Source organism: Nocardioides sp. YR527, assembly GCF_900101045.1.
In the GTDB taxonomy this organism is placed as follows: domain Bacteria; phylum Actinomycetota; class Actinomycetes; order Propionibacteriales; family Nocardioidaceae; genus Nocardioides.
Genome location: NZ_FNFN01000006.1, coordinates 18,839 through 44,132, shown reverse-complemented (window position 1 = coordinate 44,132; position 25,294 = coordinate 18,839). Strand labels below are relative to the sequence as shown.

The 25,294-nt window shown below is 70.2% G+C and carries 28 protein-coding genes; 12 read left to right on the top strand and 16 right to left on the bottom strand.

The genetic code is table 11. The features are described from left to right. Positions 1-46: 46 nt before the first annotated feature. Genes BLT25_RS18530 through BLT25_RS18520 form a run of 3 tightly spaced genes read right to left on the bottom strand, consistent with a single transcriptional unit; the run spans position 47 to position 2,018 of the window. A complete protein-coding gene (locus BLT25_RS18530; RefSeq protein WP_091048988.1) occupies positions 47-403 on the bottom strand; it encodes a hypothetical protein in 357 nt (118 codons plus the stop codon). Next, positions 400-1,311 carry an N-acetyl-1-D-myo-inositol-2-amino-2-deoxy-alpha-D-glucopyranoside deacetylase gene (mshB, locus tag BLT25_RS18525; protein ID WP_091048986.1) on the bottom strand — a complete coding sequence of 304 codons (912 nt, stop codon included), beginning with the start codon at positions 1,309-1,311 and terminating at the stop codon, positions 400-402. The genes BLT25_RS18530 and mshB overlap by 4 nt, the downstream gene beginning before the upstream one ends. Next, complete coding sequence (locus tag BLT25_RS18520; protein ID WP_091048984.1) at positions 1,308-2,018, bottom strand: (deoxy)nucleoside triphosphate pyrophosphohydrolase; 711 nt, start codon at positions 2,016-2,018, stop codon at positions 1,308-1,310. Before BLT25_RS18520 ends, mshB begins: the two co-directional genes overlap by 4 nt. 112 nt (positions 2,019-2,130) lie before the next feature. Between BLT25_RS18520 and BLT25_RS18515 the strand changes: the two genes are divergently transcribed. Further along, positions 2,131-3,744: a D-alanyl-D-alanine carboxypeptidase family protein gene (locus BLT25_RS18515; RefSeq protein WP_143033789.1), complete on the top strand. Its 1,614-nt coding sequence runs from the start codon at positions 2,131-2,133 to the stop codon at positions 3,742-3,744. A gap of 45 nt (positions 3,745-3,789) precedes the next feature. On the opposite strand, the gene BLT25_RS18510 is transcribed toward BLT25_RS18515, so the two are convergent. After that, positions 3,790-4,617, bottom strand: coding sequence for a thioesterase family protein (locus tag BLT25_RS18510; protein WP_091048977.1), 828 nt, complete (start codon positions 4,615-4,617; stop codon positions 3,790-3,792). Positions 4,618-4,662: 45 nt separating this feature from the next. Here BLT25_RS18510 and BLT25_RS18505 point away from each other — a divergent pair, with 45 nt between their 5' ends. The 8 genes from BLT25_RS18505 to BLT25_RS18470 all read left to right on the top strand — a co-directional run bounded on the left by BLT25_RS18505 (position 4,663) and on the right by BLT25_RS18470 (position 10,777). Further along, positions 4,663-5,022 (top strand): YidH family protein, encoded by a 360-nt coding sequence (locus BLT25_RS18505; protein ID WP_091048976.1) that lies wholly within the window; start codon positions 4,663-4,665, stop codon positions 5,020-5,022. Between the two features lie 57 nt (positions 5,023-5,079). Next, a complete protein-coding gene (locus tag BLT25_RS18500) occupies positions 5,080-6,135 on the top strand; it encodes an acetamidase/formamidase family protein (protein WP_091048973.1) in 1,056 nt (351 codons plus the stop codon). Next, positions 6,132-7,652 (top strand): AtzH-like domain-containing protein, encoded by a 1,521-nt coding sequence (locus BLT25_RS18495; RefSeq protein ID WP_091048972.1) that lies wholly within the window; start codon positions 6,132-6,134, stop codon positions 7,650-7,652. The genes BLT25_RS18500 and BLT25_RS18495 overlap by 4 nt, the downstream gene beginning before the upstream one ends. Positions 7,653-7,728: 76 nt before the next feature. Then, entirely contained in the window at positions 7,729-8,223 is a 495-nt protein-coding gene (gene uraD / locus BLT25_RS18490; protein WP_091050035.1) for a 2-oxo-4-hydroxy-4-carboxy-5-ureidoimidazoline decarboxylase, read from the top strand. Then, positions 8,220-8,549: a hydroxyisourate hydrolase gene (gene uraH, locus BLT25_RS18485; protein WP_091048969.1), complete on the top strand. Its 330-nt coding sequence runs from the start codon at positions 8,220-8,222 to the stop codon at positions 8,547-8,549. Before uraD ends, uraH begins: the two co-directional genes overlap by 4 nt. Further along, positions 8,549-9,418 carry a factor-independent urate hydroxylase gene (gene pucL / locus BLT25_RS18480; protein WP_091048966.1) on the top strand — a complete coding sequence of 290 codons (870 nt, stop codon included), beginning with the start codon at positions 8,549-8,551 and terminating at the stop codon, positions 9,416-9,418. Before uraH ends, pucL begins: the two co-directional genes overlap by 1 nt. After that, a complete protein-coding gene (locus BLT25_RS18475; RefSeq protein ID WP_091048964.1) occupies positions 9,415-10,236 on the top strand; it encodes a MurR/RpiR family transcriptional regulator in 822 nt (273 codons plus the stop codon). Before pucL ends, BLT25_RS18475 begins: the two co-directional genes overlap by 4 nt. 61 nt (positions 10,237-10,297) lie before the next feature. After that, the gene (locus BLT25_RS18470) at positions 10,298-10,777 is read left to right on the top strand and encodes a nucleoside deaminase (RefSeq protein WP_091048963.1); all 480 of its coding nucleotides are present in this window, start codon (positions 10,298-10,300) and stop codon (positions 10,775-10,777) included. Between the two features lie 160 nt (positions 10,778-10,937). Here BLT25_RS18470 and BLT25_RS18465 read toward each other — a convergent pair whose 3' ends face one another. From BLT25_RS18465 to BLT25_RS18435, 7 genes are all read right to left on the bottom strand, one after another. Further along, a complete protein-coding gene (locus BLT25_RS18465) occupies positions 10,938-11,744 on the bottom strand; it encodes an ABC transporter permease (protein ID WP_091050033.1) in 807 nt (268 codons plus the stop codon). Beyond that, positions 11,741-12,550 (bottom strand): ABC transporter permease, encoded by an 810-nt coding sequence (locus tag BLT25_RS18460; RefSeq protein WP_091048961.1) that lies wholly within the window; start codon positions 12,548-12,550, stop codon positions 11,741-11,743. Before BLT25_RS18460 ends, BLT25_RS18465 begins: the two co-directional genes overlap by 4 nt. Beyond that, the gene (locus BLT25_RS18455) at positions 12,550-13,383 is read right to left on the bottom strand and encodes an ABC transporter ATP-binding protein (protein ID WP_218131413.1); all 834 of its coding nucleotides are present in this window, start codon (positions 13,381-13,383) and stop codon (positions 12,550-12,552) included. The genes BLT25_RS18460 and BLT25_RS18455 overlap by 1 nt, the downstream gene beginning before the upstream one ends. Before the next feature lie 2 nt (positions 13,384-13,385). Continuing rightward, a complete protein-coding gene (locus BLT25_RS18450; protein WP_256328669.1) occupies positions 13,386-14,501 on the bottom strand; it encodes an ABC transporter substrate-binding protein in 1,116 nt (371 codons plus the stop codon). Positions 14,502-14,783: 282 nt separating this feature from the next. Further along, the gene (locus BLT25_RS18445) at positions 14,784-15,470 is read right to left on the bottom strand and encodes an NUDIX hydrolase (RefSeq protein ID WP_091048958.1); all 687 of its coding nucleotides are present in this window, start codon (positions 15,468-15,470) and stop codon (positions 14,784-14,786) included. 25 nt (positions 15,471-15,495) lie between these two features. Next, positions 15,496-16,203: a YoaK family protein gene (locus BLT25_RS18440; protein ID WP_256328668.1), complete on the bottom strand. Its 708-nt coding sequence runs from the start codon at positions 16,201-16,203 to the stop codon at positions 15,496-15,498. A gap of 23 nt (positions 16,204-16,226) precedes the next feature. Further along, entirely contained in the window at positions 16,227-16,778 is a 552-nt protein-coding gene (locus BLT25_RS18435; RefSeq protein WP_091048956.1) for a TetR/AcrR family transcriptional regulator, read from the bottom strand. An 84-nt stretch (positions 16,779-16,862) separates the two neighbouring features. Between BLT25_RS18435 and BLT25_RS18430 the strand changes: the two genes are divergently transcribed. Further along, a complete protein-coding gene (locus BLT25_RS18430) occupies positions 16,863-17,186 on the top strand; it encodes a DMT family transporter (RefSeq protein WP_091048953.1) in 324 nt (107 codons plus the stop codon). 16 nt (positions 17,187-17,202) lie between these two features. On the opposite strand, the gene BLT25_RS18425 is transcribed toward BLT25_RS18430, so the two are convergent. Continuing rightward, positions 17,203-18,876 (bottom strand): FAD-binding dehydrogenase, encoded by a 1,674-nt coding sequence (locus BLT25_RS18425; RefSeq protein ID WP_091048951.1) that lies wholly within the window; start codon positions 18,874-18,876, stop codon positions 17,203-17,205. Positions 18,877-19,013: 137 nt separating this feature from the next. Between BLT25_RS18425 and BLT25_RS18420 the strand changes: the two genes are divergently transcribed. Then, entirely contained in the window at positions 19,014-19,925 is a 912-nt protein-coding gene (locus BLT25_RS18420) for a hypothetical protein (RefSeq protein ID WP_143033788.1), read from the top strand. A gap of 9 nt (positions 19,926-19,934) precedes the next feature. On the opposite strand, the gene BLT25_RS18415 is transcribed toward BLT25_RS18420, so the two are convergent. From BLT25_RS18415 to BLT25_RS18400, 4 genes are all read right to left on the bottom strand, one after another. Next, positions 19,935-20,231: a GNAT family N-acetyltransferase gene (locus tag BLT25_RS18415; RefSeq protein ID WP_091048948.1), complete on the bottom strand. Its 297-nt coding sequence runs from the start codon at positions 20,229-20,231 to the stop codon at positions 19,935-19,937. Between the two features lie 77 nt (positions 20,232-20,308). Next, positions 20,309-21,307, bottom strand: a complete 999-nt coding sequence (locus BLT25_RS18410) for an HNH endonuclease signature motif containing protein (RefSeq protein ID WP_256328667.1) — start codon at positions 21,305-21,307, stop codon at positions 20,309-20,311. A 261-nt stretch (positions 21,308-21,568) separates the two neighbouring features. After that, the gene (locus tag BLT25_RS18405; protein ID WP_091048945.1) at positions 21,569-22,033 is read right to left on the bottom strand and encodes a methyltransferase family protein; all 465 of its coding nucleotides are present in this window, start codon (positions 22,031-22,033) and stop codon (positions 21,569-21,571) included. A gap of 61 nt (positions 22,034-22,094) precedes the next feature. Then, positions 22,095-22,673, bottom strand: a complete 579-nt coding sequence (locus BLT25_RS18400; RefSeq protein WP_091050025.1) for a TetR/AcrR family transcriptional regulator — start codon at positions 22,671-22,673, stop codon at positions 22,095-22,097. Between the two features lie 137 nt (positions 22,674-22,810). Here BLT25_RS18400 and BLT25_RS18395 point away from each other — a divergent pair, with 137 nt between their 5' ends. Further along, entirely contained in the window at positions 22,811-25,291 is a 2,481-nt protein-coding gene (locus BLT25_RS18395) for an MMPL family transporter (protein WP_091048943.1), read from the top strand. Positions 25,292-25,294: the final 3 nt, after the last annotated feature.

Here is a 25,294-nt window from a genome sequence, read left to right as displayed (position 1 = left end):
CCTATACCCCCCTAGGCCGAACCCGTAGCCCATCTTGGGACGTTCGTCACTTCCCGGGGAGGTCCTGATCAGCACGGGAAGCGACCCGCGACACGGTCGCGGTGGCCACGACGATCATCAGCACCGCCCAGAAGATCATCAGGTATCCCGCCACGTCGCCGGCGACGGCATACCCGCCCGTCGGTCTCGGCGTCGCGGCCAGCGCGATCACGATCGCCCAGGCGGCGGCGTACGCGATCCTCGAGGCTCCCCGCGGCAGCACGATCAGCATCGCCGAGGACGCGGCCACGGCGAGCAGCAGACCCCACCACCAGGGGTGGACGGCGACCGCCGCGACCCCGACGAGGAGGCCGAGGAGAAGACCGGCCCCACCACGACCCAGGCCGCTGCCGAGCAGCCTCACAACCCGGCGAAGAGATCGGTCAGGGTGGTCGCCTCGACGTCTCCCTGGGCGATCCGGAAGTGCTCGTGGGACCACGCGGTCGTGCCGAGGCTGTTGGTCATCGCGAACATGCCCTGCTCCATGTCCATCTGGGTGGGGTAGGCGCGCATCGCGGCGACCTTCTGGTCGGCGTAGGCGGTGCCGTCGATCGCGGCGGCGATGTCGACGTCGGGCGTGGCCATCGGCAGCGGGCCCTCGGGGTCCATCCCGCCGAGCGCGTCCTCGTCGCCGGCCGCGCGGGCCGCCCGGAGCCCGTCGCGGATCCAGCTCTCCGCGATCGCGGTCCAGAAGATCCGGTCGATCTCGTGGGCCTCGCCGAGCTCCTTCTTGTAGGTCGGCACGGCGGCGAGATGAGCGGCGTACGTCGCGACCCGGTGGGCCTGGATGTGGTCGGGGTGGCCGTAGTTGCCGAACTCGTCGTAGGTGACCAGCACCTGCGGGCGCACCTCACGGATGATCGTGACGAGGTGGTCGGCAGCCTCGTTGAGGTCGGCGTACCAGAAGGCGTTCTCGCGAGCGTCAGGGTCAGGCAGCGCGTGGGTGCGGTCCTCGCTCCAGGTCATCCCGGAGTCGCGGTAGTTGCCGAATCCGCCCAGCCAGCGGTGGTCGACCTCGCTGCCGTCGGGCGCCTTCAGGGCCGCCATCGCGTCCTCGATCTCGCCGCGGCGGTGCTCACCCAGGGCGTCGTCCTGGTCTGCGGCGAGGTGGGCCAGGCCGGGGACCAGGATCTCGCCCATCTCCCCTGCCGTGCAGGTCACCAGGGTGACGCGGGCGCCCTCGGCGAGATATCTCGCCATCGTCGCTCCCGTCGCGATCGTCTCGTCGTCGGGGTGGGCGTGCACGAGCAGCAGGCTCTTCTGAGAAGTCACGAACTCGATCCTAGGTCGGGGCGCTTTATCCGCTTCGGGTTGTCGGGGAGGTCGACGGGCTCGGGGGCGATCGAGTCGTCCGGTGCGTCCTCGGGGATGTCGAGCCAGCCGTCGTACTGGTCCACCAGCAGCTCCAGGACCATCTCCGGAGCGTCCGTCTCCACCGACCACGGGTGGTCCTCGTCGTCGTCCTCGCCCTGGTAGCGCTCCCGGCTGACCCGGGCCGTCCAGCCCTCGCGCTCCAGAGTCGCCGCCGCCGACCTGGCGTACTCCTCCTCGAAGAAGATGCCGCGCAGGGTCGATCCTTCAGGCACGCCGAGTACGTGGCGGAGCGCGTCGAGGAACGGACGGTCGGGCTCCAGCCAGTCGACCGAGTCGAGGTCCTCGGCGGCCAGCCAGAGGACCTGGTCGTGCTCGCGCGGCCTCGGCTCCCCCGCGACCACCCGGGCGGTCGCGGCGACCAACCTGGCCTCGTCCCCGATGGGCGACTCCCCCTGCATCCAGTCGAGCACCTCGATCAGGCAGCCGAGCTCCTCACCGATCTCCCGGACGAGCGCCGCCTCGGGCGTCTCCCCCTCCTCGACCTTGCCACCGGGGAGCTCCCAGCGTCCGGCGGCCTCGGGCGGGGACGTACGCCTCGCGGCCAGCACCTGCTTGCCGTCGGCGCTGAGGATCGCCGCGGCTACTACGGTCTTGGGGCTGTTCACGTGTGAGATTGTTCCCTAGACACCCGGAAAGTGGTGTCTCTTGGGTACGCTCCAACGCCGTGCCCCGCCGTCTTCTGCTCATCGCCTGCCTGCCCCCGTCCGGGGCCCGATCATGAGCGATCAGCAGTGGCCCCCGCGGCGCCCCGGCGAGCCTCGCCCGCCCTACCAGGGTCAGCAGCCCTTCCCCGGGCCGCGGCAGCCCCAACGACCACCGGCGCCGCCGGGACGGCCGCAGCAGCCCCACCCCGGGCAGCAGCGGCCTCATCCGGGCCAGCAACAGCCCTACCCGGGCGGGCAGCGCTACCCCGATCGGCGGCCTTATCCGGCTCAGCAGCAGCCGTACCCACCGGCGCAGCAGCCCTATCCGCCTGAGCAGCCGCCGTACGGCCAGCAGCCCTACCCGGAGCAGCCGTACCCGGACCAGCAGCCGTACCCGGAGCAGCCCTACCCCGACCAGCCCTACCCCGACCAGCCCTACCCCGACCAGCCGTACGCGGGGCAGCCGCCCCCGGCGTACCCACAGGGTTTCGGGCCCGGCCGGTTCGGGCCCGAGCCGCCGAAGAAGCGGCGGTGGCCGAAGGTGCTCGCGGGGCTGCTGGTGCTCGCGCTCGTCGGGGTCGGCGGCTACGGGGCGTACGACTTCTACGACCAGATGCAGAAGTGGGAGCAGACCACGACCGATGACCTCAACGGCGTCGGCAGCGACCTGTCGGTGGCCATCGCGTCGCTGCGCAGCGTCGGCTGGGAGGTCACCGCCGCAGACATCGGCACCTGGCTGGAGCAGCCGGGCGCCTACGGCGACGGCCTGAGGCTGCGTACGCTGCAGGCCGATCCTGCCGGCAACAGCTTCTCGGTGGCGGGCTACCGGACCTGGCAGGACACCTACGCCAAGCGCGACCACACCACGGTCGTGTGCGCGAACATCACCCTCGCGGCCGGAACCCAGAAGCCCCTGGGCGAGACGATCGCGACCTGCCCCGAGGACGTCCCGAAGACGGCACCGGACGCCGGCCAGACCGACCCCGACGCGAACGCAGGCGGGGTCACCGGTCACCTCGCCGACCTCGCCGTGGAGGCCTCCGAACAGCGCGCCGCCGGCGCCACCGAGGGCAAGCTCCTCGGGGTCGCGGCGCCGACGAAGCCGGTCGGCGACGTACGCGCCGACTCGACCGCGCTCGTCTGCTCGCCGGGGACGAAGGACCTCGGCGAGGGCGAGGGGTATGACGAGGGCAAGCTGATCCCGGTGCGGCTCTGCGCAGTCGAAGGCCTGCCCAACACCGGCACCGAGAGCACCAAGGGCGACCCCTACTACATCGACGGCTCCGACGGCCTGACCGTCGTCAACGCCCGCATCTCCGGAGCCGCGGCGGCGCTGGTCAAGAAGGCCTCGAAGCAGGGGGTCGACCTGGTCGTGGGCAGCTCGTTCCGGACGATGAAGAAGCAGAAGGCGCTGTGCCAGACGGACGTCACCGGCGGCTGCCCGGCCGGCGACTACACGCTCACCGCGCAGCCCGGCCACTCCTCCCACCAGCTCGGCATCGCGATCGACTTCGAGGAGCCGAGCGCGACCGGCGGCAAGACCTGCGCGACGCGGGCCTCGGAGCCGGCCAGCGCGGTGTGGCGGTTCCTGAACAAGACCGCGCTGAGTGTCGGCCTGAAGCAGTACTCGGCCGAGGCGTGGCACTGGGACGCGTACGGCGGGAAGGACCGCTGCGCCCCGATGTGAACATCGTGGCGCCGAGTCGGCGGATCTGACCCCGTGCCGACCCCCTCAGGCGCGCGGCAAGCGAGCAAGCTGACGCGCCTGCGCGACCAGCTTGCCCTCGGAGTCCCAGACCTCGCAGTCCTCCTCGAACATGCCGCCGGAGAGGTTGCGTGAGAAGTGGGTGACCTTGAGCCAGCCCGGCGCCGGCTTGTGGCGGATGTGGCAGGTGAGCTCGAGCGTCGGCGCCCAGCCCGGCAGCTCGAGCCCGAAGGTCACAGGCGGGAGCGCGTCGAGCACCTGCAGCAGCGAGAGCGGGTCGGGCTCGCGGTCGTGGTGTCGGAACCAGCCGGTGAAGACGGCCTCGCCGGTCGGTGCCGCGCCACCCCAGACGAACTGCTCCTTCGGCACGCAGAGCTCGTAGCGGTCCAGCATCGGCACGAACTTCTTCATCTCCTCGGGTGCCGTGGTCGAGGAGAGGCACTCATCGAGCGGCGGCAGCTCGGGCTCGGTCGCGGTGACCCGCTCGAAACCACTGCTCTTGGCGTGGAGACCATCGAGGTCCGCGTACGTCGCCGTCGTGGTGATCCGCAGCTCCTCGCCCTGCCACAGCTCGGCGGTCGCGATGGCCAGCGAGCCCTTGTCGCGCTTGGTCTCGATGCGGACCTCCGCCGGCCCCGGGGTGCTCGCGCCCGCGTAGAACGCACTCAGCACGATCGGGTCCGGGTGGTTCGGCAGGTGCGCCCGCAGGGCGTTGGCGATGACCGCGAGCAGGTAGCCGCCGTTGACGCCGCCGCCGACCACCCAGCCGGGGGCCAGGTCGGCTGCGTATGTCTTCTCATCGATCCGGCGGACCGCGATGTCGCGATCGAACTCTGCCTGTTCGCTATTACCCATGGGTAATAATCTAGATCGGCACCCGATGTGGTGGACGATGGGGGCATGACCGACCCCCGACACCCGCACTGGGTCTACGACCACGGCTCCGAGCCGGATCCCCGGTTCACGCTGGCCAACGAGCGTACGTTCCTGGCCTGGGCCCGCACCGTGCTCGGCCTGCTCGCCGGTGCGGTCGCGCTGCACTCGTTCCAGGTGCCCACCGCGGAGGGCGTACGCATCGGGGTGATCGCCCTGCTGGTGCTCACCGCGATCCTGTGCACGGTCCTCGCGATGGTCCGGTGGGCACGGGTCGAGCGTGCGATGCGGGAGCGGCGCCCGCTGCCGGCCTTCGCCACCGGGTTCATCCTCGCCGGGGCCCTGCTGCTCATCGCGGTGCTGCTCGGCGTCGCGCTGGTCTTCTGAACCACCGGCTGATCCGCTCGTCACGAGCCTGAAACATCCGTTCCATACGGTTCGGCCATGACTGCCCCCACCGTGTCGGCACTGCAGCCGGGAACCGGACCGATCAGCTCCACGACCTACCTTCCGGCCGAGGTCGACAACGTGCTGTGGGGGCGGCTGCCGTGCGCGACGGACTCCCCCGTGCTGAGCATCGCGCCGGGGACCTCGGTGACCGTGGACACGATCTCCCACGAGGGCATCCTCGAGGACCAGGGGCGGAACCCGGAGAAGTTCTTCGCCGCGCACGGGGTCGAGGAGGTCCTCTCCGACGCGGTCGCCCTGGCTGCCTCCGGCTATGAGCGGACCTTCGGCGTCGACGGCCCGCATGTCGTCTCGCGGCCGATCGAGGTCGAGGGTGCCGAGGTCGGCGATCTGCTCGCGATCACGGTGCTGGAGACGCTGCCACGGGTGCCCTACGGGGTCGTGTCGAACCGGCACGGGCGGGGCGCGCTGCCGGGCGAGTTCCCGCGCGGCGACGAGCCGGTGCACAGCGTCTTCACGCCCGTCGTCGACGGGCGCGGGGTGATCGGGCCGGCGTCGTTCGCCCTCGACCCGTTCCTCGGGATCATGGGGGTCGCGGTGCCGGGGTCCGAGCGGCCGCACTCGGTGCCGCCCGGCTCGCACGGCGGCAACATCGACATCCGGCTGCTCACGACCGGGGCGACCCTCTACCTGCCCGTCCAGGTCGCCGGCGCGTTGGCGTACGTCGGCGACCCGCACTTCGCGCAGGGTGACGGCGAGGTCTCGCTGACCGCGTTGGAGGCCTCGCTGCGGGCGACGCTCCGTTTCGACCTCGTCGCTCGCGAGGAGGCGGCCGCGCGGTTCGGCGAGCTCGCCGGGCCGTTGGCGGAGACGTCGGAATTTCTCATCCCCACCGGGCTCGACGAGTCCCTCGACGTGGCCACGCAGAACTGTGTCCGCGCCGCGATCGCCCTGCTCAGCGCGCGGTTCGGGATGACGCCGGAGGACGCCTACGCCTATCTCTCGGCGGCCACCGACTTCCGGATCTCTCAGGTGGTCGACGTCGTCAAAGGCGTACACGCCACGATCCGCAAGGCAGACTTCGCCCTATGACTGAGCTCAAGCCTGTCCCGCACGGGCTGCTGCAGGCCTTCCGGGCGTACGAGAGCGCGCTGATGTCCGACGACATCGCCGCCCTGGACGCACTCTTCGCCGACTCCCCGACGACCTTGCGTGGCGATGCCGCCGGGCTGCTGGTCGGACACGAGCAGATCGCTGCTTTCCGGGGCGCGCGCGGTGGCGCGCCGAAGCGGCGCATCGTGCAGACCCACGTACAGGTGATCGACGAGGACCACGCGCTCATCGTGGCCGTGACCGAGCTCGACCGCGGCGGGCGCGGGCTGCAGACGCAGCTGTGGGCGCGGGACCCGGTGCGGATCGAGTACGGCGGCTGGCAGGTCACCGCGGCCCACGTCTCGGTGCCGGCGCCGGCCTTCGACACCCGGATCTGGCGGGTCGTCGGCGACCCGCTGGTCTCCTCGCACACCGCCGACGGCGCCCTGTCGGGCGAGACCGTCGCGGTCAAGGACCTCTTCGCGGTCGCCGGCTTCGCGGTCGGCGCCGGGAGCCCGGCATGGCTGGAGCAGGCGCCGGTGGCAACGTCGCACGCCGCCGCCGTCGCCGCCCTGCTCGACGCCGGGGCCTCGGTGCGTGGGATCGCGCGCACCGAGGAGTTCGCCTACTCCCTCTCGGGGCTCAACGCCCACTACGGGGCACCGCCGAACCCTCGCGCACCCGGCCGGATTCCTGGGGGCTCCTCATCCGGCTCGGCGACCGCGGTCGCCCTCGGCCACGCCTCGATCGGGCTCGGCACCGACACCGGTGGCTCGATCCGGGTCCCGTCCGCCTACCAGGGCCTCTACGGGATCCGTACGTCCCACGGGGCCGTCTCGCGCGAGGGGCTGCTTCCGCTCGCCAAGGCCTTCGACACCGTCGGGTGGATGACGCGTTCGGCGTTCCTGCTGCAGGCGGTGGGTGACGTACTGCTGCCGGAGGCTCCCGGATCATCGACTGTGTCGCTGGACGAGATCCACCTGGTGCCGGCGCTGGTCGGACTCGCCTCGGAGGACGTCGCCACCGCCGTGAGCGACGCGCTGCCCGAGGCCAAGCCGCTGACCTGGGAGCCGGCCAGGCTCGACGAGTGGCGCCAAGCGTTCGTCACCGGGCAGGCCTACCAGGCGTGGCAGGCCCACGGGGCCTGGTTGGAGACCCGGCTCGACACGCTCGGGGAGGCGGTGCGCGGTCGGTTCGAGATGGCCCGGTCGGTGACCCGGGAGCAGGCCGCCGAGGCGCGTGCGGTGCTCGCGCAGGCGCGTACGGAGATCCTCGACGTCGTCGGCGACCGCGTCCTCGCCTACCCCAGCGCCTCCTCGGTGGCACCGACGGCTGCCGAGGCGGCCGCAGTGCGCGACGACACCATGCGCCTCACCTGCATCGCCGGTATCGCCGGACTCCCCGCCGTCTCGGTCCCGGTCCGCACCCCCACCAACCTCCCGGCAGGCCTCTGCCTGGTCGCCGCACCCGGCCGCGACCGCGACCTCCTCGCCCTGGCCCAGGGCTTCGCGGGGTAGCCGCCTCGGGCGTTACACAACGGCAACCTGCGTTGCGGACACCGAAACGCTCGTTTCATAGGCTGCTGTGGTGACCATGACGCTCGCCGAGTTCGATGCCCTGCCCGCCGACGAGGCGGAGAGTGTCGTCGTACCCTGTGTGGCGATCCCCTCGTGGGCGGCCGGGCTGGTCGCGCGGCGGCCCTATGCGGACGTGGGTGACCTGCTGGCAGCCGCGGAGCGGCTGGCGGCGGCCTGGACCGACGAGGAGGTCGAGGGAGCCCTGGCCGACCACCCCCGGATCGGGGAACGCCACGCCGGGGACGGGGAGAGCGCAACGCTCTCCGCCCGTGAGCAGGCCGGGGTCGACCCGGCCGACGCCGAGGTGCAGGCGCGGCTGAGGGCGGGGAACGCGGCCTACGAGAAGCGGTTCGGCCGGATCTACCTGGTGCGGGCGGCCGGACGCAGCGCCGAGGAGATGCTCGCGCTCCTCGAGGAGCGGCTGGAGAACGACCCGGCTACCGAAATCACGGTGACCAGGGGCCAGCTCGCCGAGATCGCGTTGCTCAGGCTGCGAGGCTTGATCACATGACGCAGCCTCACCCGACCACCGTCTCCACGCACGTCCTCGACGCCGCCCTCGGCCGGCCCGCCGCGGGTCTCGACCTGATCCTGGTCCTTCCCGACGACAGCGCGCGCACCGCGACCACCGATGCCGACGGGCGGGTGCGGTTCGAGGGCGAGGTGCTCCCCGGGCCGCACATCCTGACCTTCGCGACCGGGCCGTGGTTCGCCGAGCAGGATCGCGAGACGTTCTTTCCCGAGGTGAGCGTCGGGTTCACCGTCACCGCCGGTGAGCACCACCATGTCGCCCTCCTGCTCAGCCCGTTCTCCTACACGACCTATCGAGGAAGCTGATGTCGATCACTCTTGGCCCCAACCAGCACGGCAAGGCGGAGGTACGCCTGGTCAAGGTCGACCGGGACGGCGCGCGGCACACGATCCACGACCTGAACGTGTCCACCCAGCTCAGGGGCGACTTCGCGACGGCCTTCACCGAGGGTGACAACGTGCACGTGCACGCCACCGACACCCAGAAGAACGTGGTCTACGCGAAGGCCAAGGAGCTCGGCATCACCTCGCCGGAGGCGTTCCTGCTCGACCTCACCGCCTACTGGGCCGAGCAGCCGTGGGTCACCGGGTCGGTGATGAAGGCGGAGTCCTACTCCTGGGACCGGATCCCGGCGAACGAGCATTCATTCGCACGGCGCGGTCAGGAGACGCGTACGGCGGTGGTCAACCGCTTCGGCGAACGAACCTTCGTCTTGTCCGGGCTGAGCGACCTGGTGGTGCTCAAGTCGACCGGGTCGGAGTTCCACGGCTTCCCGCGCGACCGCTACACCACCCTCGCCGAGACGACCGACCGGATCCTGGCAACCGAGGTCACCGCGTGGTGGCGGTGGGAGAGCCATCCGGAGGATTGGAACGAGGCCTACGACCGGATCCGCGCGATCATGCTCGACACGTTCGCGCAGGTGCACTCGCTCGCACTGCAGCAGACCATCTACGAGATGGGCCGGGCGGTGATGGAGGCGTTCGAGGGGATCGCGGAGTTCAGGATCTCCTGCCCCAACAAGCACCACTTCCTCGTCGACCTCTCCCCCTTCGACCTGGAGAACCCGAACGAGGTCTTCTTCGCCGCCGACCGTCCCTACGGACTCATCGAGGCGACCCTGCAGCGCGACGGGTCGACCGAGCCGGACGCCTGGGCGTCAGTGCCCACATGAGCCCGGTGGACCAGCGGATCGACCGACGGATCGCCGCGACCTATCAGACCCTCTCGCCCCAGGAGCGCAAGGCGGCCGACACGCTGCTGGAGCATCTCGACGACCTGGCGACCTACCGCGCGGCCGAGCTGGCCTCGCTCGCGGAGGTGTCCAAGGCGACGATGAGCCGGCTCTTCCGGTCGCTGGGGTTCGACGGCTTCGACGAGGTACGCGACCACCTGCGGGGGCTGCGTACGGCCGGCGAGCCGCGACGGGTCGAGGGCGCCCCGGACCTGAGCGCCCACGCCGAGGGTGAGGCAGCGGCGATCGCGCGGGTCATGGAGCAGGCCGGCATCGCCGAGGCGATCGAGGCCATCGCCGGGGCGAGCGAGGTGATGGTCGCGGGCTGGCGCAACTCCTACCCGGTCGCGCTCCATCTGCGCCAGCAGCTCACCCAGACCCGCGAGCGGGTCACGCTCGCGCCCGCTCCCGGCCAGGTCATCGGCGAGGAGCTGGCCGAGCTCGGCGAGAGATCGGTGGTGGTCGCGGTCGGGCTGCGGCGCCGGCCCGCGGGCTTCGGCGGGTTCGTCGATGCCGCCGCGGCCTCAGGGAGCACGGTGATCGTGATCGCCGACCCGACCGGGACGGTTCATCTGGGCCGCGCCGACATCGCGCTGGAGTGCCCGGTCCAGGGTGCCCTCGCCTTCGACTCGCTGGCGGCACCGATGTCGCTGACGAGCGTGCTCGCCGACGGCGTACTCCACGAGCGCGGACGGGCCGGACGCGACCGCGTCTCGGCCATCAGCGCGACCTACGATCGCCTCCACGAGGTCGAGTGATGTCGGGGGCAGAATGACAGTGGAAACATCGATCCTCGGGCCTGTGCAAGGGGGAATCGGCATGACTGACACGATGTGGTTGGAGCAGGCGGTCGCGCTCGCCGTGCGCAACGTCAACAACGGCGGTGGCCCGTTCGGCGCCATCATCCTCCGCGACGGCATCCTGCTCGGAACCGGCCAGAACCGGGTCACCCGCGACCTGGACCCGAGCGCCCACGCCGAGATCGTCGCGATCCGTTCCGCGTGCAAGGAGGCCGACAGCTTCTCGCTGGCCGGGTGCACCCTCTACACCTCGTGCGAGCCCTGCCCGATGTGCCTGGCGACCGCGCTGTGGGCGCGGCTGGACCGCGTCGTCTACGCCGCCGACCGTGACGACGCGGCCAAGGGCGGATTCGACGACCTCGCCTTCTACAACCTCTTCGGCACCGGCCGCGCCAACGAGCACCACGACTGGCCGACCAAGGTCGACGAGCTGCGGATCCCGCAGGCGTACGACCCCTTCGACGCCTGGCTCGCCAAGCAGGACCGCACCGACTACTGACCCGCCGAGGCGTCACCCCCGTCGGCCGAGGCGTCACTCCCGTAGGCCGAGGCGTCACTCCCGTAGGCCGAGGCGTCACTCCCGTAGGCCGAGTGGGCATCTGATTGCCAACTCGGCCGACCTGAGTGACGCCTCGGCCGACGTACGTGACGCCTCGGCGCTAGCGGGACGTCATCCCCATCCGCTCGAGCGCGACGGACTCGAGGAGCTGGACGAGGTTGTAGAGGACCAGGGTGACCACGGTGATGATCGCGACGGCGGCCCACAGGTCGTCGAAGCGGGCGGCGGCGGGGAACTTCTGGATGTTGCCGCCGATGCCCTTGCCGGTCGAGAGCCACTCGGCCAGCAGCGCTCCGGTCACCGCACCGGGGACCGAGACCCGGGCAGCGGCGAAGATCGACGGGAGCGCGCCGGGCAGCGAGACCTTCCGGATCGCGGTGAGCCGCGACCCGCCGTAGACGGCGACCAGGTCCAGCGACTGCGGCGAGGCCTGGGAGAGTCCGAACAGGACCGCGGCCAGTGCCGGGAAGAGCACCACGATGATCCCGAGCACCACGACCGACGCGGTCGAGGCACGTCCGGTGATCAGCATGACCACCGGAGCGATCGCGACCAGCGGGATCGAGCGCAGCAGCAGGGCCAGCGGCATCACGCCGGCCTCGACCGTACGCGACAGGTTGAACAGCACCGCCGCCACCACCGCGATCGCCATCCCGGCAAGGAAACCGAGCGCGGCATCCCTCAGGGTCACCCACGTCAGCGGGAGCAGCTCCGCGCGATGGGCGGCGGCGTCCGGCCCGGTGAAGAGATGGTCGACGACATCCAGCGGGCCCTTCGCGACGAACTCCGAGACGCTGGAGAACGACACGAACCCCTGCCAGAGCACGACCACGATCGCCAGCGCGGCGACGGTGTGCAGCACCGGTCCCAGGACCGCCCGCGACAGACCCTTCGCACCCGACCTCATCCGGACCTCCCGGCGACCCACGGCGTCACCAGACGCGAGACCAGCCCCAGGAGCAGATAGCCGGCCAGGGCGACCAGGGCACAGACCAGGAAGACGGCCCAGAGCCGCTCCGGGTCGGGCTTGCCCTGCAGGACGATCAGCGTGCGCCCGACGCCGCGGTCGGTGGAGCCGAGATACTCGCCGAGCACGGCACCGAGGATCGCGGTCGGCACCGCGATCTGCAGCGCGTTGAGGATCGCCGGCACGGCCGCGACGAGGCGTACCTTCACCAGCTGCGTCCACACCGACCCGCCGTAGACCCGCACCACGTCGAGCGAGGCGCGGTCGGCCGACTTGAACCCGAGCACGGCCCCCACGACGGTCGTGAAGAAGACCATCAGCGCGGCCAGGAAGATGGACGTGCGAGACGGGTCACCGGGCTGCTCGGCGCCGCCGAGGACCACGATCGAGATGCCGCCCACGGCGACCACGGGCAGGCAGTACGTCGTCACCGCGATCTGCATGATCATCGGCTCCAGCCACGGCACCAGCAGCACCAGGGAGGCCAGCAGCAGCGCGATCAGGTTGCCCCACAGGAACCCGATCGACGCCTCCATCAGCGTCTCCCGGAGCACGCCGTCCCAGAACGCCGACGGGCCTGCGGCGGCCATCTCGGAGAGGACCGTCCACGGCGGCGGCACCGGTGTGAACCCGGTGCCGGGGTCGGGCGGGAACGCGGCCACGGCCACGACCGCCCACAGCACGAAGAGGGTGACCACGCCGATCAGACCGGCCACCCAGCCACCCAGCTGTTGACTCAGTCGCATCAGGCTTCCGCCTCGGCGCGCCCGTCGTCACCGAAGAGCAGCTCGGAGGCCCGGTCGGCCAGCGCGTGGAACTCAGGGGTACGCATCATGTCGGGCGTGCGCGGCCGGGGCAGGTCGACCTCGATGATCTCCTTGATCCGGCCCGGACGCGGCGACATCACCGCGACCCGGTCGGAGAGGAAGATCGCCTCGTTCACACCATGGGTGACCAGCAGGGTGGTAGCCGGCTTCTCGGTCCAGATCCGCAACAGCTCCAGGTTGAGGTTCTGCCGGGTCATGTCGTCCAGCGCGCCGAACGGCTCGTCGAGCAGGAGCACCGACGGCTTCAGCGCCAGCGCCCGGGCGATCGAGACCCGCTGCCGCATCCCGCCGGAGAGCTGCGCGGGGCGGGACTTCTCGAAGCCCTCCAGCCCCACGAGCTTGATCAGCTCGTGGATGTAGGACATGTCAGGACGCCGCCCGGCGACCTCGAAGACGAGCTTGATGTTGCCGACCACCGAGCGCCACGGCAGCAGCGCGTGGTCCTGGAACGCGATCCCCAGCTCGGAGTCACGTCGCAGCTCGGCGGGAGCCTTGCCGTCGACGTACGCTTCTCCGCTCGTCGGCGCCTCCAGGCCCGCGAGGATCCGCAGGATCGTCGACTTGCCGCAGCCGGAGGGGCCCAGCAGGGCCAGGAACGAGCCCTGGTCGGTGTGGAGCTCGGTGTCCTTGAGCGCGGTGACGGCCTTCGAGCCGGAGCCGAAGACCTTGCTGATTCCGGAGATGTGGATGCCGGTGCCGCCACCGGTCTCCGCCGCGGGAGCACCGGCATCCATGAGCTTGTTCTCGGCCATGACTACTTCTGGTAGGCCTTCAGCTCGGGGTTCTCCTCGTAGATCTCGTCGATGATCGAGGTGTCGAACAGGTCCTCGGTAGAGACCTCCCAGCCGGCGGCCGCGAGCGAGTCGACGGTCTGCTGCTGGAGCTCCTCGGAGATGGTGAAGAGGCCGTTCTTCTCGGTCTCCGGCGTCGAGATCAGCGCCTGCGACTCCTCCAGGCCACGCTTGGTCTTGACCGGGTCGAGCTCGCCGAAGCTGGCCTCGAGACCGTCGGAGTCGCTGGCCGCCTCGTTGTAGTGCTTCGTGACGACCTTCACCACCTCGTCGGACGGGTTCTTGAAGGTCTCGGTCCAGCCCTTGATCTCGGCGGTCAGCAGCGCCTTGAGGAGGTCGCGGTTCTCGGCGAGGTACTGGTCGGTGACGGTGTAGGTCTCGGCGACGTACGGCACGCCGTTCTCGGCGTAGGGCAGGTTGGTCACCTCGTGGCCGGCGAGCTCGACGGTGATCGACTCGTTGGTCAGGTAGGCCATGAAGCCGTCGACCTGACCCTCCATCAGCGGCGTCGGGTCGAACTCGACCGGGACGACGGTGATGTCGTCCTTCTTCTCCTCCAGGCCGTTGGCGGCGAGGATCGCCTTGAAGACGTTGACGTTGGAGTCCTGGACGCCGATCTTCTTGCCCTTGAGGTCGGCCGGCGTCGCGATGTTGCCGCCGTCCTTGAGGGAGAGGATCGTGAACGGGTTCTTCTGGAAGGTCGCGCCGATGATCTTCAGCGGCGCCTCCTGCTCGGCGATCGCGGAGCCGACCGAGGCGGCGTCGTTGATGGCGACCTGGACCTTGCCGGAGAGCAGCTTGGCGACGCCGGTGTCGGGGCCGGAGATGCCGTTGACCGCGTCGAAGCCGGCTTCCTCGTAGTAGCCCTTGTCCTCGGCGTAGAACTCGCCGGCGAACTCTTCGTTCTTGATCCAGGAGTACTGCATCGAGATGGTGCCGAAGCCCTCCTCGCTGCTGCCTTCTTCGGAGTCGGAGCCGCAGGCGGCCAGGGTGGTGGCGGCGACCACGGACAGGAGGGCCGCGGCGGCCCGGCGTTGAACTGACGTACGTCGCGAGGTCCGAGAGGCGGGGGTAGACATCGAAACGAGTTCCCTTCGAGGAGTGTCACGCATAGGTTTCGGGGACCGTAGCGAGCGGAGGTTTCAGGGGCTGACACCGGCGTTTCGGCGTTGTAACGACCCTTTCAAGACGAACCTCTCGAACAGGGCGTACGGTCCCGAGACACGGCGTCCGCTGGACAACAATGCCGTGGCTGTTGTCTAGTTGCGCAACACGCCTCGGCCACGTCGCATGTGCCGTCGGCCACACCGGATTCGCCGTTATCGGTTCGTGATCAGCCCGAGACCATTCGGTGATCAACCTCAGGTCGTGCGGCGCAGCAGCGGCGGATGCAGGTGCTCGGCGGAGCCTCGGCGGAAGAGCTGAGCCGGCCGGCCGCCGTCCCGGGTCGTCGTGGTGCCAGTGGGCTCGAGGAAGGCCTCGGTCTTGGTGACCTTGCGATGGAAGTTGCGGGGGTCCAGGCGCTCGCCCCAGACGATCTCGTAGACCCGGCGCAGCTCGGCGACGGTGAACTCCTCGGCGCAGAACGCCGCGCCGAGCGGCGAGTACTCCAGCTTGGAGCGGGCGCGCTCGACGCCGTCACGCAGGATCGCGGCGTGGTCGAAGGCGAGGCCGCCGCCGGCCAGGAGCGAGTCGACCGGCCACCACTGCGCCTCCGCCGCGTCCGACCCCGCCGCGGGCACCGGCAGGTCGGGCGCGAGCGCGAGATAGGCGACGGTCACGACCCGCGCCCGCGGGTCCCGCCCCGGGGAGCCGTACGTCGCCAGCTGCTCGACATGCACGCTGCCCGGCCGGATCCCGGTCTCCTCGGCGAGCTCGCGCGCCGCTGCCTCCTCGAGGCCCTCGTCGTCGAGGACGAACCCGCCCGGAAGCGCCCAGGCACCGACGAACGGCTCGATGCCGCGGCGTACGACCAGGGCGCAGAGCGCCTCGTCACGGACGGTGAGCACGACGAGGTCGACGCTGACCGCGAACTTGGGGCACTCCACGTGGCAGACCCTAGAGGATCCGGGCCTAGATGATCGCGCGGTGCACCCGGGCGTGCCAGGCACCGACGGCCGTGGCGGCTCCGATGATGATGCCGGCGAGCAGCAGGCCGCCGCCGGTGTGCCACAGCAGCATCCCGGCACCGGCGGAGGCACCGAGCAGGATCAGCAGGACGGCGATCGCACGGCGCGCGGTGCCGCCGCCACGGAAGGACGCCTTGCCGGAACCGATCGGCGAGTCGGCCGCGAGGCCCGTGATCGTGCTGGTGACCACGACGGTGGTCACGTCCTTGACCGCGATGTGACGAGCGGCCGCCGCCTGGGTGCCCATCGCGACCGCGGCCAGGGTGGTGGTCGTGATCATCACCGCGCTCGAGGGCTCGTCCCCGGCGACGAAGAGCAGCCCGGCCAGCGCCAGCATGACCACGGCGACCAGGGAGAACAGCAGGGTCGTGCGCCCACTCCAGGCCTGCTTGTCGGCCTTCAGCACCCGCCCACCGAGCGCGGCGCCGGCCATGAACCCGACCAGCGCCAGCGCCGGCCCGAGGACCGGCAGGTCGGTGTCGCCGACCAGCGCCATGCCGAGGATGACCACGTTGCCGGTCATGTTGCCGGTGAACACCTTGTCCAGGCCGAGGTAGCCGACGGCATCGTTGATGCCGGTGGTGAAGGTGAGCACGAGCATGAGCCACAGGTGCATGCGATCGGCGGGGATGGTCTTCAGCAGCGAGTTCACCCGCGCATTGTGTCGGACCCGGCTCACGCCGCGGCGATCGCTCCCGCGGCCACGGCGAGATCGGCCACGCCGGCGGCGAGCTCGTCAGGCCGGTCGGTGGCCAGGTCCAGGTGGAAGCCGAACAGCGAGGAGTCGACGAGCGTGACGATCCGGCCGGCACGCTCGGGCGGCGCGCCACAGGCGGTGACATAGTCGCGCAGCGCGGCGTACCACAGCTCGTTGGTCTCCCGGACGACCGAGCGATAGGGCTCCATCCCGATCAGCCCGGTCGCGGCTGCCTGCAGATAGACCTGCAGGCAGCTGTGCAGGGGCTCGGTGCGGTAGGCCCGCCACAGTGCCTCCACCCCGGCGCGTACGTCCTCGGCCGGCTCGAGCGCCGCGACCGCCGCGACGGAGAGCTCGTTGGTGCGCGCCACCACCGCGGCGACGAGCTCGTCGCGGCCGCCGAAGTGGTAGATCAGCATCCGGTCGCTGGTGCCGATCGCGGCCGCCAGCGGACGCAGGGTCAGCCCGATCAACCCGTGCTCGAGCACGTGGTCGACCACCTGCCCGAGGAGCTCTTCCTTGCGGTCCATGAAAGCATTATGCCCAACATGTAGCGACTGCTACATTTGGCGGGATGTAGCAGTCGCTACACGCGCCTCAGGAGGACACGGAAGATGTACGCCGCCATTCTGCTCGTCGCCGCGATCGCGATCGAGGTCGTCAGCACCGCCCTCCTCCCCCGCACCGAAGGCTTCCGCAACGTGCCTTGGTCGGTTGCGGTCGTCGCCGGCTACGGCGCCTCGATCTGGCTTCTGTCGATCGTCGTGGAGCGGATGCCCGTCTCCGTCGCGTACGCCATCTGGTCAGGCCTCGGCACCGCCCTGGTCGCGGGCATCGGCGTGATGTTCCTCGGTGAGCACCTCACCGCCGCCAAGGCCGGCTTCCTGGCGATGATCGTCATCGGCGTGGTCGGGCTGAACCTCTCCGGCGCCCACTGACCACGCCGATGCGGCGTCAGATCGCCGCGGCCGCGGCCCTGCCCGCCGTACGTCCGGAGAACAGGCAGCCGCCGAGGAACGTGCCCTCGAGCGCGTTGTAGCCCATCATCCCGCCTCCGCCGAAGCCGGCGACCTCGCCGGCCGCGTAGAGCCCGGGAAGCGGGGTGCCGGCGGCGGTCAGGCAGCGGCCTGACAGGTCCGTCTCGAGCCCGCCCAGCGTCTTGCGGGAGAGGATGTGCAGCTTGACGGCGATCAGCGGGCCGGCCTCGGGGTCGAGGATCCGGTGGGGCTTGGCGGTGCGCTGCAGCTTGTCGCCGCGGTAGTGGCGGGCGGCGTACAGCGCGGTGATCTGGGCGTCCTTGGTGAAGTTGTTGGCGATCTCGCGGTCGCGGGCCTCGATGATGCGGCGCAGCTCGCTCTCCTTGATCTGCGGGCCGGTCGGGTCCTTGTCGGCGAGGCCGTTCATGCCGTGGACCAGCGCGGTGAGGTTCTCGGCGACCACGAAGTCCTCGCCGTGCTCCATGAAGCTCTTCACCGGGCCGGGGCCCTTGCGTGCGCGCTCGGCGAGCAGCTTGATGTCCTTGCCGGTCAGGTCGGGGTTCTGCTCCGAGCCGGAGAGCGCGAACTCCTTCTTGATGATCTTCTCGGTCAGCACGAACCACGAGTAGTCGTAGCCGGTCTGGCGCAGGTGCTTGAGCGTGCCGAGGGTGTCGAAGCCGGGGAAGAACGGCGCCGGGAGGCGCTTGCCGGTCGCGTCCAGCCAAAGGCTCGAGGGGCCGGGGAGGATCCGGATGCCGTGGTTGGCCCAGATCGAGTCCCAGTTGCGGATGCCCTCGACGTAGTGCCACATCCGGTCGTCGTTGATGATCTTGGCGCCGGTCGCTCCGGTGATGGCGAGCATCCGGCCGTCCACGTGGGCCGGGACGCCGGAGACCATCGACTTCGGCGGGGTGCCGAGCCGCTCCGGCCAGTGCTTGCGAACCAGGTCGTGGTCACCGCCGATGCCGCCGGAGGTGACGATCACGGCCTGGCCGCTGAGCTCGAAGTCCTCGACCTCCGTACGCGAGGAGGCATGGCCACGCTCGATGTCGCTGGGCTCGAGCAGCTTGCCGCGTACGCCGACGACGGCACCGTCCTCGACCACGAGATGGTCCACGCGGTGCCGGAAGGCGAAGGTGATCCGCCCGCTGTCGGCGTGGGCACGCACCCGTCGCTCGAACGGCTCGACCACGCCCGGCCCGGTCCCCCAGGTGATGTGGAAGCGCGGCACCGAGTTGCCGTGGCCGTCGGCGCGGCCGTCGCCACGCTCGGCCCAGCCGACGACCGGGAAGATCCGGTGGCCCATCTGGTGCAGCCAGGACCGCTTCTCCCCGGCCGCGAAGTCGAGGTACGCCTCGGCCCAGCGCCGCGGCCACAGGTCCTCGTCCCGGTCGAACTGAGCGGACCCCATCCAGTCCTGGAGCGCCAGCTCGGGCGAGTCCTTGATCCCCATCCGGCGCTGCTCCGGGCTGTCGACGAGGAAGAGCCCGCCGAGGCTCCAGAAGGCCTGGCCGCCCAGCGACTGCTCCGGCTCCTGGTCGACCAGGAGGACGCTCTTTCCCGCGTCCGCGACCTCGGCCGCTGCTGCCAGGCCGGCGAGGCCGGCTCCCACCACGATCACGTCGGCGTGCCGTTGAATCTCCGCAGTCATGTCGGCAGATCCTGCCACCATTACTACCCGCGAGTACATGGAACCTGTCGCCCGACCGTTCCGTCAGGTGGACAGTTGTCGGACTCGCGCCCCGAAGCGACCGCCGATCGGTGTCCGAGCGGATAGATTTTTTGATCGTGATCGACCCCAAGGTGATGGCCAAGAGGCAGCAGAAGTGGGTCCAACGCGGCATCGACCGCACCGAGACCTGGCTGGGCCGTAGCGGCAGCAGACTCGGTCCGCTGATCCCGCACATCGCCACCGCCGGGGTGCTCACCGGGGACGAGGACCACGGCTGGATCCCGCAGGGCCTGGCGTACTCCCCCGAGACCGAGCTGCTCCTGCAGGGCTATCACGGCGACAAGCTCGGCTCCGCCCTCGCTCTGGTCGACAGGCCGTCGGGCGAGCTCATCAACGCCGTCTACCTCGGCGGGCCGAAGGGCAGCGTCAGCGGCCCGGTCAACGCCGGCGGCGTCGCGGTCATCGGCGACGAGGTCTACGTGTGCCGCGAGGGCAACCCGCCCCGGCTCTACCGCTACTCACTGACCCAGATCGTCCACGCCGAACCGATCTCGACGGTCTCGACCGTCGCCCCGCTGGTCGCACTCGCCGCCGGCTCCTACCTCGCCGCCGCGAAGGACCTGCTCTACGTGGGGTCGCACGCGAACAACCGCCTCTACAAGTACATCCGCAAGGACGACACCTGGCAGATCAAGACCCCGATCGGCGTACGCACCCCTGTCGGCACCCAGGGCGTCGTGGTCCGCGAGGAGGAGTACGTCTTCAGCGTCAACCGCGGCCCGACCCGACGCAGCCAGCTGGTCGTGCAGGACCGGGTCACGATTCGGTCGCGTGCCGTGCAGTCGCTCCCCAACCTGGCCGAGGGTGTCGCCGAGGTCGGCGACGAGTTCTTCGTGACCTACCAGTCGGGTGCCAGGCCCTACTCCCGCGGCTCCACCCGAGGCCAGACCTGGCCCTCGGCCCATATGACCCGCACTCCCCTGGCCAAGCTCGGTCTGGAGCCGCGGAAGTCGGCAGACTCCCTCTGACTCTCGAGATCAGGCCGGCCAGTCGGTGATGTCGGCGTACTCCTCGCCGTGCCGCTTCAGCCACCCCGCGACGTACGGGCAATGCGGGATGATCCGCTTCCCCTTCGCCCTCACGTCGGCCAGCGCGAACGCCACCAGCTTCGAGGCGAGCCCCTGCCCGTTGTAGGCCTCCTTGACCTCCGTGTGCACGAAGTCCACATGCTCGTCGTCGGGCAGCCGGTAGGCCGCCAGCCCCGCGACGGTCTCGCCGTCACGGATCTCGTAGCGGTGCCTGGCCGGGTTGTCTACGTACTCGATCTCGCTCACGCGCCTATTCTGCGCATATTCGGCCAAACCCTCGCCAGGAGCATCTAACCCAGGGTGCTGTTATTCCGGGGACCGGATCATGGGCGTCTGGTGAATCGGATCGTGCCATCCGGTAGCCGCTCATGAACGTACGCCGCGTTGTGGGCCAGCCGGTGATGATGGGGGCACAACAACGCCCCATCTTTCAGATCGGTCTTGCCGCCTGCCGCCCACGGGTCGAGGTGGTGGGCATCGCACCACTCCGGTGGCATGTCGCAGCCCTCGGCTTGGCAGCACTTCTGCTGCAACCGGAGCGCTTTGCGCTGGATCGGCTGGAAGAACCTGCTCGCGCGGCCGGCGTCGAGGACCTCCCCGTCACCGCCCAGCACCCAGGGAATGATGGTCGCGTTGCACGCCAACTTGCGTGCCTCCGCCGCTGAGATCGTCGCACCGTTGGTCTCGTCATAGCCCAGGGTCGCGATCCCGAGGTCCTTGCGGAGCTCCTCGAGGGAGATCACCACGTTGATCGTGGTCGCGTCACCGCCATGCCGGGGCAGGGCTGCCGGGTCGACGGTCTCCAACAGCCGCGAGAACCCCTGGCCCATGAGCCGTTCCCACGGCGGTAGCGGGGCACCCTTGGCGACGAGTTGTTGTTTGCGGGGTTGGGCGTAGGCCTCCACCAGCCGCTTGAACCTCATCCCGATCGAGACCGGCAACACCCCGTCGAAGCCGATGGTGCCGTCGTGGTTGTCCCAGACCCGCAACGCGGTCTTTTGCTGGCCGCGTTCTTCTTCGGCGAGGAGGGCTTTGGCTTCGGCGTCCTCGAACCGGGCGGGGTCGATCTCGACCAGGATGCGTTTCCCGACGATGCGGAGTTCGTTCGCGGTCAACCGGCCGGCGTAGTCGACCAGGAGCTTCTCGGCCAAGGCCATGTCGTCGCTGTTGGCGACCGGGTTGGCCTCGATCTTGTCGAGCGCCTTGGTGATCACCCGGGCCTTGTCCTGGGATACGGCACCGTCGGCGAGGCCGGCGGCCGAAGGCCGTCCTTGACTCCGGGGTTCGTCGAGAAGACCCTCAAAACAGGGTCGGCGGCCCACACCAACCCCGAAGAAGATCAGCCGACAAAAGATAGAGGAGATGCGCCCCGCAGGATCCGCATAACCACGCAGAGGCTCATCAGGATCGTCAGACCGATCAACCCGGAGAGAAGCCCCCAACCCGAGCACACGAGCATGCTCAGCGTCGACCTGCAACAGAACGTACGACGGTGAGATGCATGTGCCTGACCGCCCCAGGAGCGGGCCAAAACAGACGGTGCCGTCTCGGACTCGCCGACTCCGCTGAACGCCTGGAGGAGCTCAGCCCCGCGAGGCACCCCACGGCGGGCCGAGCCAGCGAGGCGTAGCGCTCAGGTAGGAGTCGTACGCCTCCCCGAAGCTCCACGACAGCGCGTGCTCCTCCGCGGGGATCTGGGTGCGGTCGATGACGGCGACGAAAGCGGCGACGGGGACGAGCGGAAGCCAGCCACCGCGAAGGACGGCGTGGGCGGTGAGGAGGCCGGCCATGCCGACGTACATCGGGTTCCGGGTGTAGCGGAACGGCCCGTCGGTCACGACCGCGGTCGCGCCCTCGGGCTCGAGCGGGTTGAACGTGGTGTCCTTGTGCATGAACGCCCGGGCAGCAGCACCGGTGACATAGACCGAGCCGGCCGCGAGGAGTCCGGCCGCGACGGACCGGACGACGGTCGGCCGGCGGCTCGGAGCGAGCAGATGCTGGGCTGCCAGCCCCGCGGCGACGTAGACGGGCGGCGGCACCTTCGGCATGCCCTCCACCGTAGCCCGACCCACGGAGGCCCACGCCCTCTTTCTGGGGTAAAGAAGGAGGTCAGTGCAGCAGCGCGCGCACCAGACGCTCGGCGACGTCCGGAGCGGGCTCGGTGCGCTCGAGGGAGTGGAGCACGAATCCACCGACCAGAGCGCGTACGAACTCCGTGACCGGCAGGTCGGCGGGCAGCTGGCCGGCCTCGACGGCTGCCTCGATACGGGTGGAGACGGTGGCGGTGATGCCGAGCGCGTCGTTGAGGCGGGTGCCAATGTCGGGGTTCTCGCACGCGGCCGCGACGAGCGAGCGGACGAGGCCGTCGTTGCCGGGCTGGGCGACGAGGTCGATGAGGCTCTGCATCCAGGCGATCAGGTCGGCGCGGATGTCTCCGGTGTCCGGTACGACCGGGTGGTCCGGCAGCAGCAGGTCCTCGATCAGGGCGTCGGCGACGACCGCGCTCTTCGAGGACCACCAGCGGTAGATCGTCTGCTTGGAGACACCTGCTTCGGCCGCGATGCCCTCGATGGTGAGATGGTCATAGCCCTGGGTGGCGAAGAGCCGCCCGGTCGCGTCGAGGATCGCCATGCGAGCCTCTTCGCTGCGTACGGCACCCCTGCGGCGCACTCCTGCTGACGCTGGCATGAACGGCATCCTAAGAGCCCGTGGCATCTCATGGCCACGGCACAGGTGTGACACATCACTCGCTCAGCAACCCTTGTCCGCAGACGTACAGGTGATTAACTGGACGGACCGTTGCGAATTACCGGAGGGATGCCGCCATGGCGGAGCTGTTGTACCGATTGGGCAAGTCGGCCGCGCGCCGCGCCTGGCTCGTGATCCTCGCCTGGGTGCTGGCACTGTCCGGCGCCGCCGGGGCGTACGTCGCCTGGTCAGGCGAGCTCACCACCAGCTTCGACATCCCGGGACTGCCCTCGTCCGAGGTGGTCGACGAGCTCCAGCAGGGGCTGCCCGACCTCGCCGGCGGCTCCGGCACGATCGCCTTCCAGACCGAGGACGGCACCCCGCTCAGCGCGACCCAGAAGCGGGAGATCCGGGCGCTGATCACCAGCGCCGAAGACCTCCCTGACGTCGCCGCGGTCACCGACCCGTTCCAGACCGAGGCCCAGCGCACGGCGCAGGCCGAGAAGGTCACCGAGGGCCAGGCCCGGCTCGAGGCCGGCCGCAGCCAGCTCGACGGCGCCCAGGCCAAGCTCGACAAGGCGCAGGCCGACATCGACAAGGCCCGTGCCCAGCTGCAGGCCGCCGGGATGCCGACCACCCAGGTCGACGCCCAGCAGGCCGCCCTCGACAAGCAGCAGTCCAAGCTCGACGACAGCGCCGCCGACCTCGAGGCCAACACCGCCAAGGCCGAGAACGGCGCCGAGCTGCTCGAGCTCGCAGACGGGATCCGGATGGTCTCGGAGGACGGCTCGGCCGCCCTCGTCAACGTCGCCTACTCGGTCGGTCGTCTGGAGATGTCCGAGGAGACCAAGAAGGCGACCGTCGACCACTTCACCGACAGCCCGATCGACGGGGTCGAGATCGGCGTCTCCTCCGACATCTCCCAGGAGGCGCCCAACCCGATGGGACCGGGTGAGATCGTCGGCGTCGGCGTCGCCGCGATCGTCCTCCTGGTCATGCTCGGCACGATCATCGGCGCCGGCGTCCCGCTGGTCACCGCGCTGACCGGAGTCGGCATCGGTGCGCTCGGCGCGCTCTCCCTCTCCGGGGTCGTGCAGATGGCCTCGATGACCCCGATCCTGGGTCTGATGCTCGGCCTGGCCGTCGGCATCGACTACTCCCTCTTCATCCTCAACCGGCACCGCAAGCAGCTGCTCCACGGCTCCGACGTGAAGGAGTCGATCGCGCTCGCCAACGGCACGGCCGGCACGGCGGTCGTCTTCGCCGGCTCGACCGTGATCGTCGCGCTGGTGGCCCTCAACATGACCGGGATCCCGTTCCTCGGCCTGATGGGCTCGGTCGGAGCGGCCTGCGTCGCGATCGCCGTCCTGGTCGCGATCACCCTGACCCCGGCGATCCTCGGCCTCGTCGGTGGCCGCATCGTCTCCAAGCGCGCCCGGAAGAAGGTCGCCAAGCAGGACGCCGCCGAGGCCCACGCCAAGCCGATGCCGACCTGGCGCGCGCTGGTCACCGTCGTCGCCTCCGTGGTCGCCCTGCTCGCCCTCGCGGTCCCGGCTCTCGACATGCGCCTCGGCCTCCCCGACGGCGGCTCCGAGCCCGAGGGCTCGCTGGCCAAGACCGCCTACACGATCACCGAGGATAGCTTCGGTGCCGGCGCCAACGGCCCGCTCCTGGTCGCCGCCGAGCTGCCCGACGGCCTCAATGAAGCCGGCATCCAGCGGGCCCAGCTGACGGTCGCCAAGGCGCTGGCGGACCTCGATGACGTACGCGCCGTGGCTCCGGCCGCCGTCTCCGAGGACGGTCGCACGGCGGCCTTCCAGGTCGTCCCCGAGGAAGGCCCCAACAGCGTCTCGACCAACGAGCTGGTCAACGCGATCCGGGACATGCCGGCGGTCAACGGCGACATCACGCTCGGCGTCGCCGGCGCCACCGCGGTCGCGATCGACGTGTCGCAGGGGCTCAACGACGTACTCCTCCCCTACCTCGCCGTCGTGGTCGGCCTCTCGCTGCTGATCCTGATCCTGGTCTTCCGCTCGATCCTGGTCCCGCTCATCGCGACCGGTGGCTTCGTGCTCTCACTGCTGGCGACGTACGGGGTCGTGGTCGCGGTCTTCCAGAAGGGCATCGGCGCCGAGTGGATCGGGATCGACAGCACCGGGCCCATCCTGAGCTTCCTGCCGATCCTGCTGGTCGGGATCCTCTTCGGCCTGGCGATGGACTACCAGCTGTTCCTGGCCTCCGGCATGCGGGAGGCGTACGTCCACGGCGACCCGGCCCGCGTCGCCGTCGCCCGCGGGTTCCGTGCCGGGCGCTCGGTCGTCATCGCGGCCGGCCTGATCATGGTCTCCGTCTTCGGCGGGTTCATCTTCGCCGAGTCGGTGATGATCCGCTCGATGGGCTTCGGGCTCGCGCTCGGGGTGCTGCTGGACGCGTTCATCGTCCGGATGCTGCTGATGCCGGCGCTGATGCACCTGCTCGGCCGCTCCGCGTGGTGGCTGCCGAAGTGGCTCGACCGCATCCTGCCGAACGTGGACGTCGAGGGTGCCGGGCTCGAGCGCGCCCACGGCCCCGCCGCCGCTGACGGGGCCACGGTCAAGCGGGAGAAGATCTCGGTCTGAGGA

Excerpts from the sequence above, each read along its gene's own strand:
- BLT25_RS18515 (WP_143033789.1), top strand. The coding sequence starts at position 2,131 with ATGAGCGATCAGCAGTGGCCCCCGCGGCGCCCCGGCGAGCCTCGCCCG.
- BLT25_RS18510 (WP_091048977.1), bottom strand. The coding sequence starts at position 4,617 with ATGGGTAATAGCGAACAGGCAGAGTTCGATCGCGACATCGCGGTCCGC.
- BLT25_RS18505 (WP_091048976.1), top strand. The coding sequence starts at position 4,663 with ATGACCGACCCCCGACACCCGCACTGGGTCTACGACCACGGCTCCGAG.
- BLT25_RS18500 (WP_091048973.1), top strand. The coding sequence starts at position 5,080 with ATGACTGCCCCCACCGTGTCGGCACTGCAGCCGGGAACCGGACCGATC.
- BLT25_RS18495 (WP_091048972.1), top strand. The coding sequence starts at position 6,132 with ATGACTGAGCTCAAGCCTGTCCCGCACGGGCTGCTGCAGGCCTTCCGG.
- uraD (WP_091050035.1), top strand. The coding sequence starts at position 7,729 with ATGACGCTCGCCGAGTTCGATGCCCTGCCCGCCGACGAGGCGGAGAGT.
- uraH (WP_091048969.1), top strand. The coding sequence starts at position 8,220 with ATGACGCAGCCTCACCCGACCACCGTCTCCACGCACGTCCTCGACGCC.
- pucL (WP_091048966.1), top strand. The coding sequence starts at position 8,549 with ATGTCGATCACTCTTGGCCCCAACCAGCACGGCAAGGCGGAGGTACGC.
- BLT25_RS18475 (WP_091048964.1), top strand. The coding sequence starts at position 9,415 with ATGAGCCCGGTGGACCAGCGGATCGACCGACGGATCGCCGCGACCTAT.
- BLT25_RS18470 (WP_091048963.1), top strand. The coding sequence starts at position 10,298 with ATGACTGACACGATGTGGTTGGAGCAGGCGGTCGCGCTCGCCGTGCGC.
- BLT25_RS18465 (WP_091050033.1), bottom strand. The coding sequence starts at position 11,744 with ATGAGGTCGGGTGCGAAGGGTCTGTCGCGGGCGGTCCTGGGACCGGTG.
- BLT25_RS18460 (WP_091048961.1), bottom strand. The coding sequence starts at position 12,550 with ATGCGACTGAGTCAACAGCTGGGTGGCTGGGTGGCCGGTCTGATCGGC.
- BLT25_RS18455 (WP_218131413.1), bottom strand. The coding sequence starts at position 13,383 with ATGGCCGAGAACAAGCTCATGGATGCCGGTGCTCCCGCGGCGGAGACC.
- BLT25_RS18450 (WP_256328669.1), bottom strand. The coding sequence starts at position 14,501 with ATGTCTACCCCCGCCTCTCGGACCTCGCGACGTACGTCAGTTCAACGC.
- BLT25_RS18435 (WP_091048956.1), bottom strand. The coding sequence starts at position 16,778 with ATGGACCGCAAGGAAGAGCTCCTCGGGCAGGTGGTCGACCACGTGCTC.
- BLT25_RS18430 (WP_091048953.1), top strand. The coding sequence starts at position 16,863 with ATGTACGCCGCCATTCTGCTCGTCGCCGCGATCGCGATCGAGGTCGTC.
- BLT25_RS18425 (WP_091048951.1), bottom strand. The coding sequence starts at position 18,876 with ATGACTGCGGAGATTCAACGGCACGCCGACGTGATCGTGGTGGGAGCC.
- BLT25_RS18405 (WP_091048945.1), bottom strand. The coding sequence starts at position 22,033 with ATGCCGAAGGTGCCGCCGCCCGTCTACGTCGCCGCGGGGCTGGCAGCC.
- BLT25_RS18400 (WP_091050025.1), bottom strand. The coding sequence starts at position 22,673 with ATGCCAGCGTCAGCAGGAGTGCGCCGCAGGGGTGCCGTACGCAGCGAA.
- BLT25_RS18395 (WP_091048943.1), top strand. The coding sequence starts at position 22,811 with ATGGCGGAGCTGTTGTACCGATTGGGCAAGTCGGCCGCGCGCCGCGCC.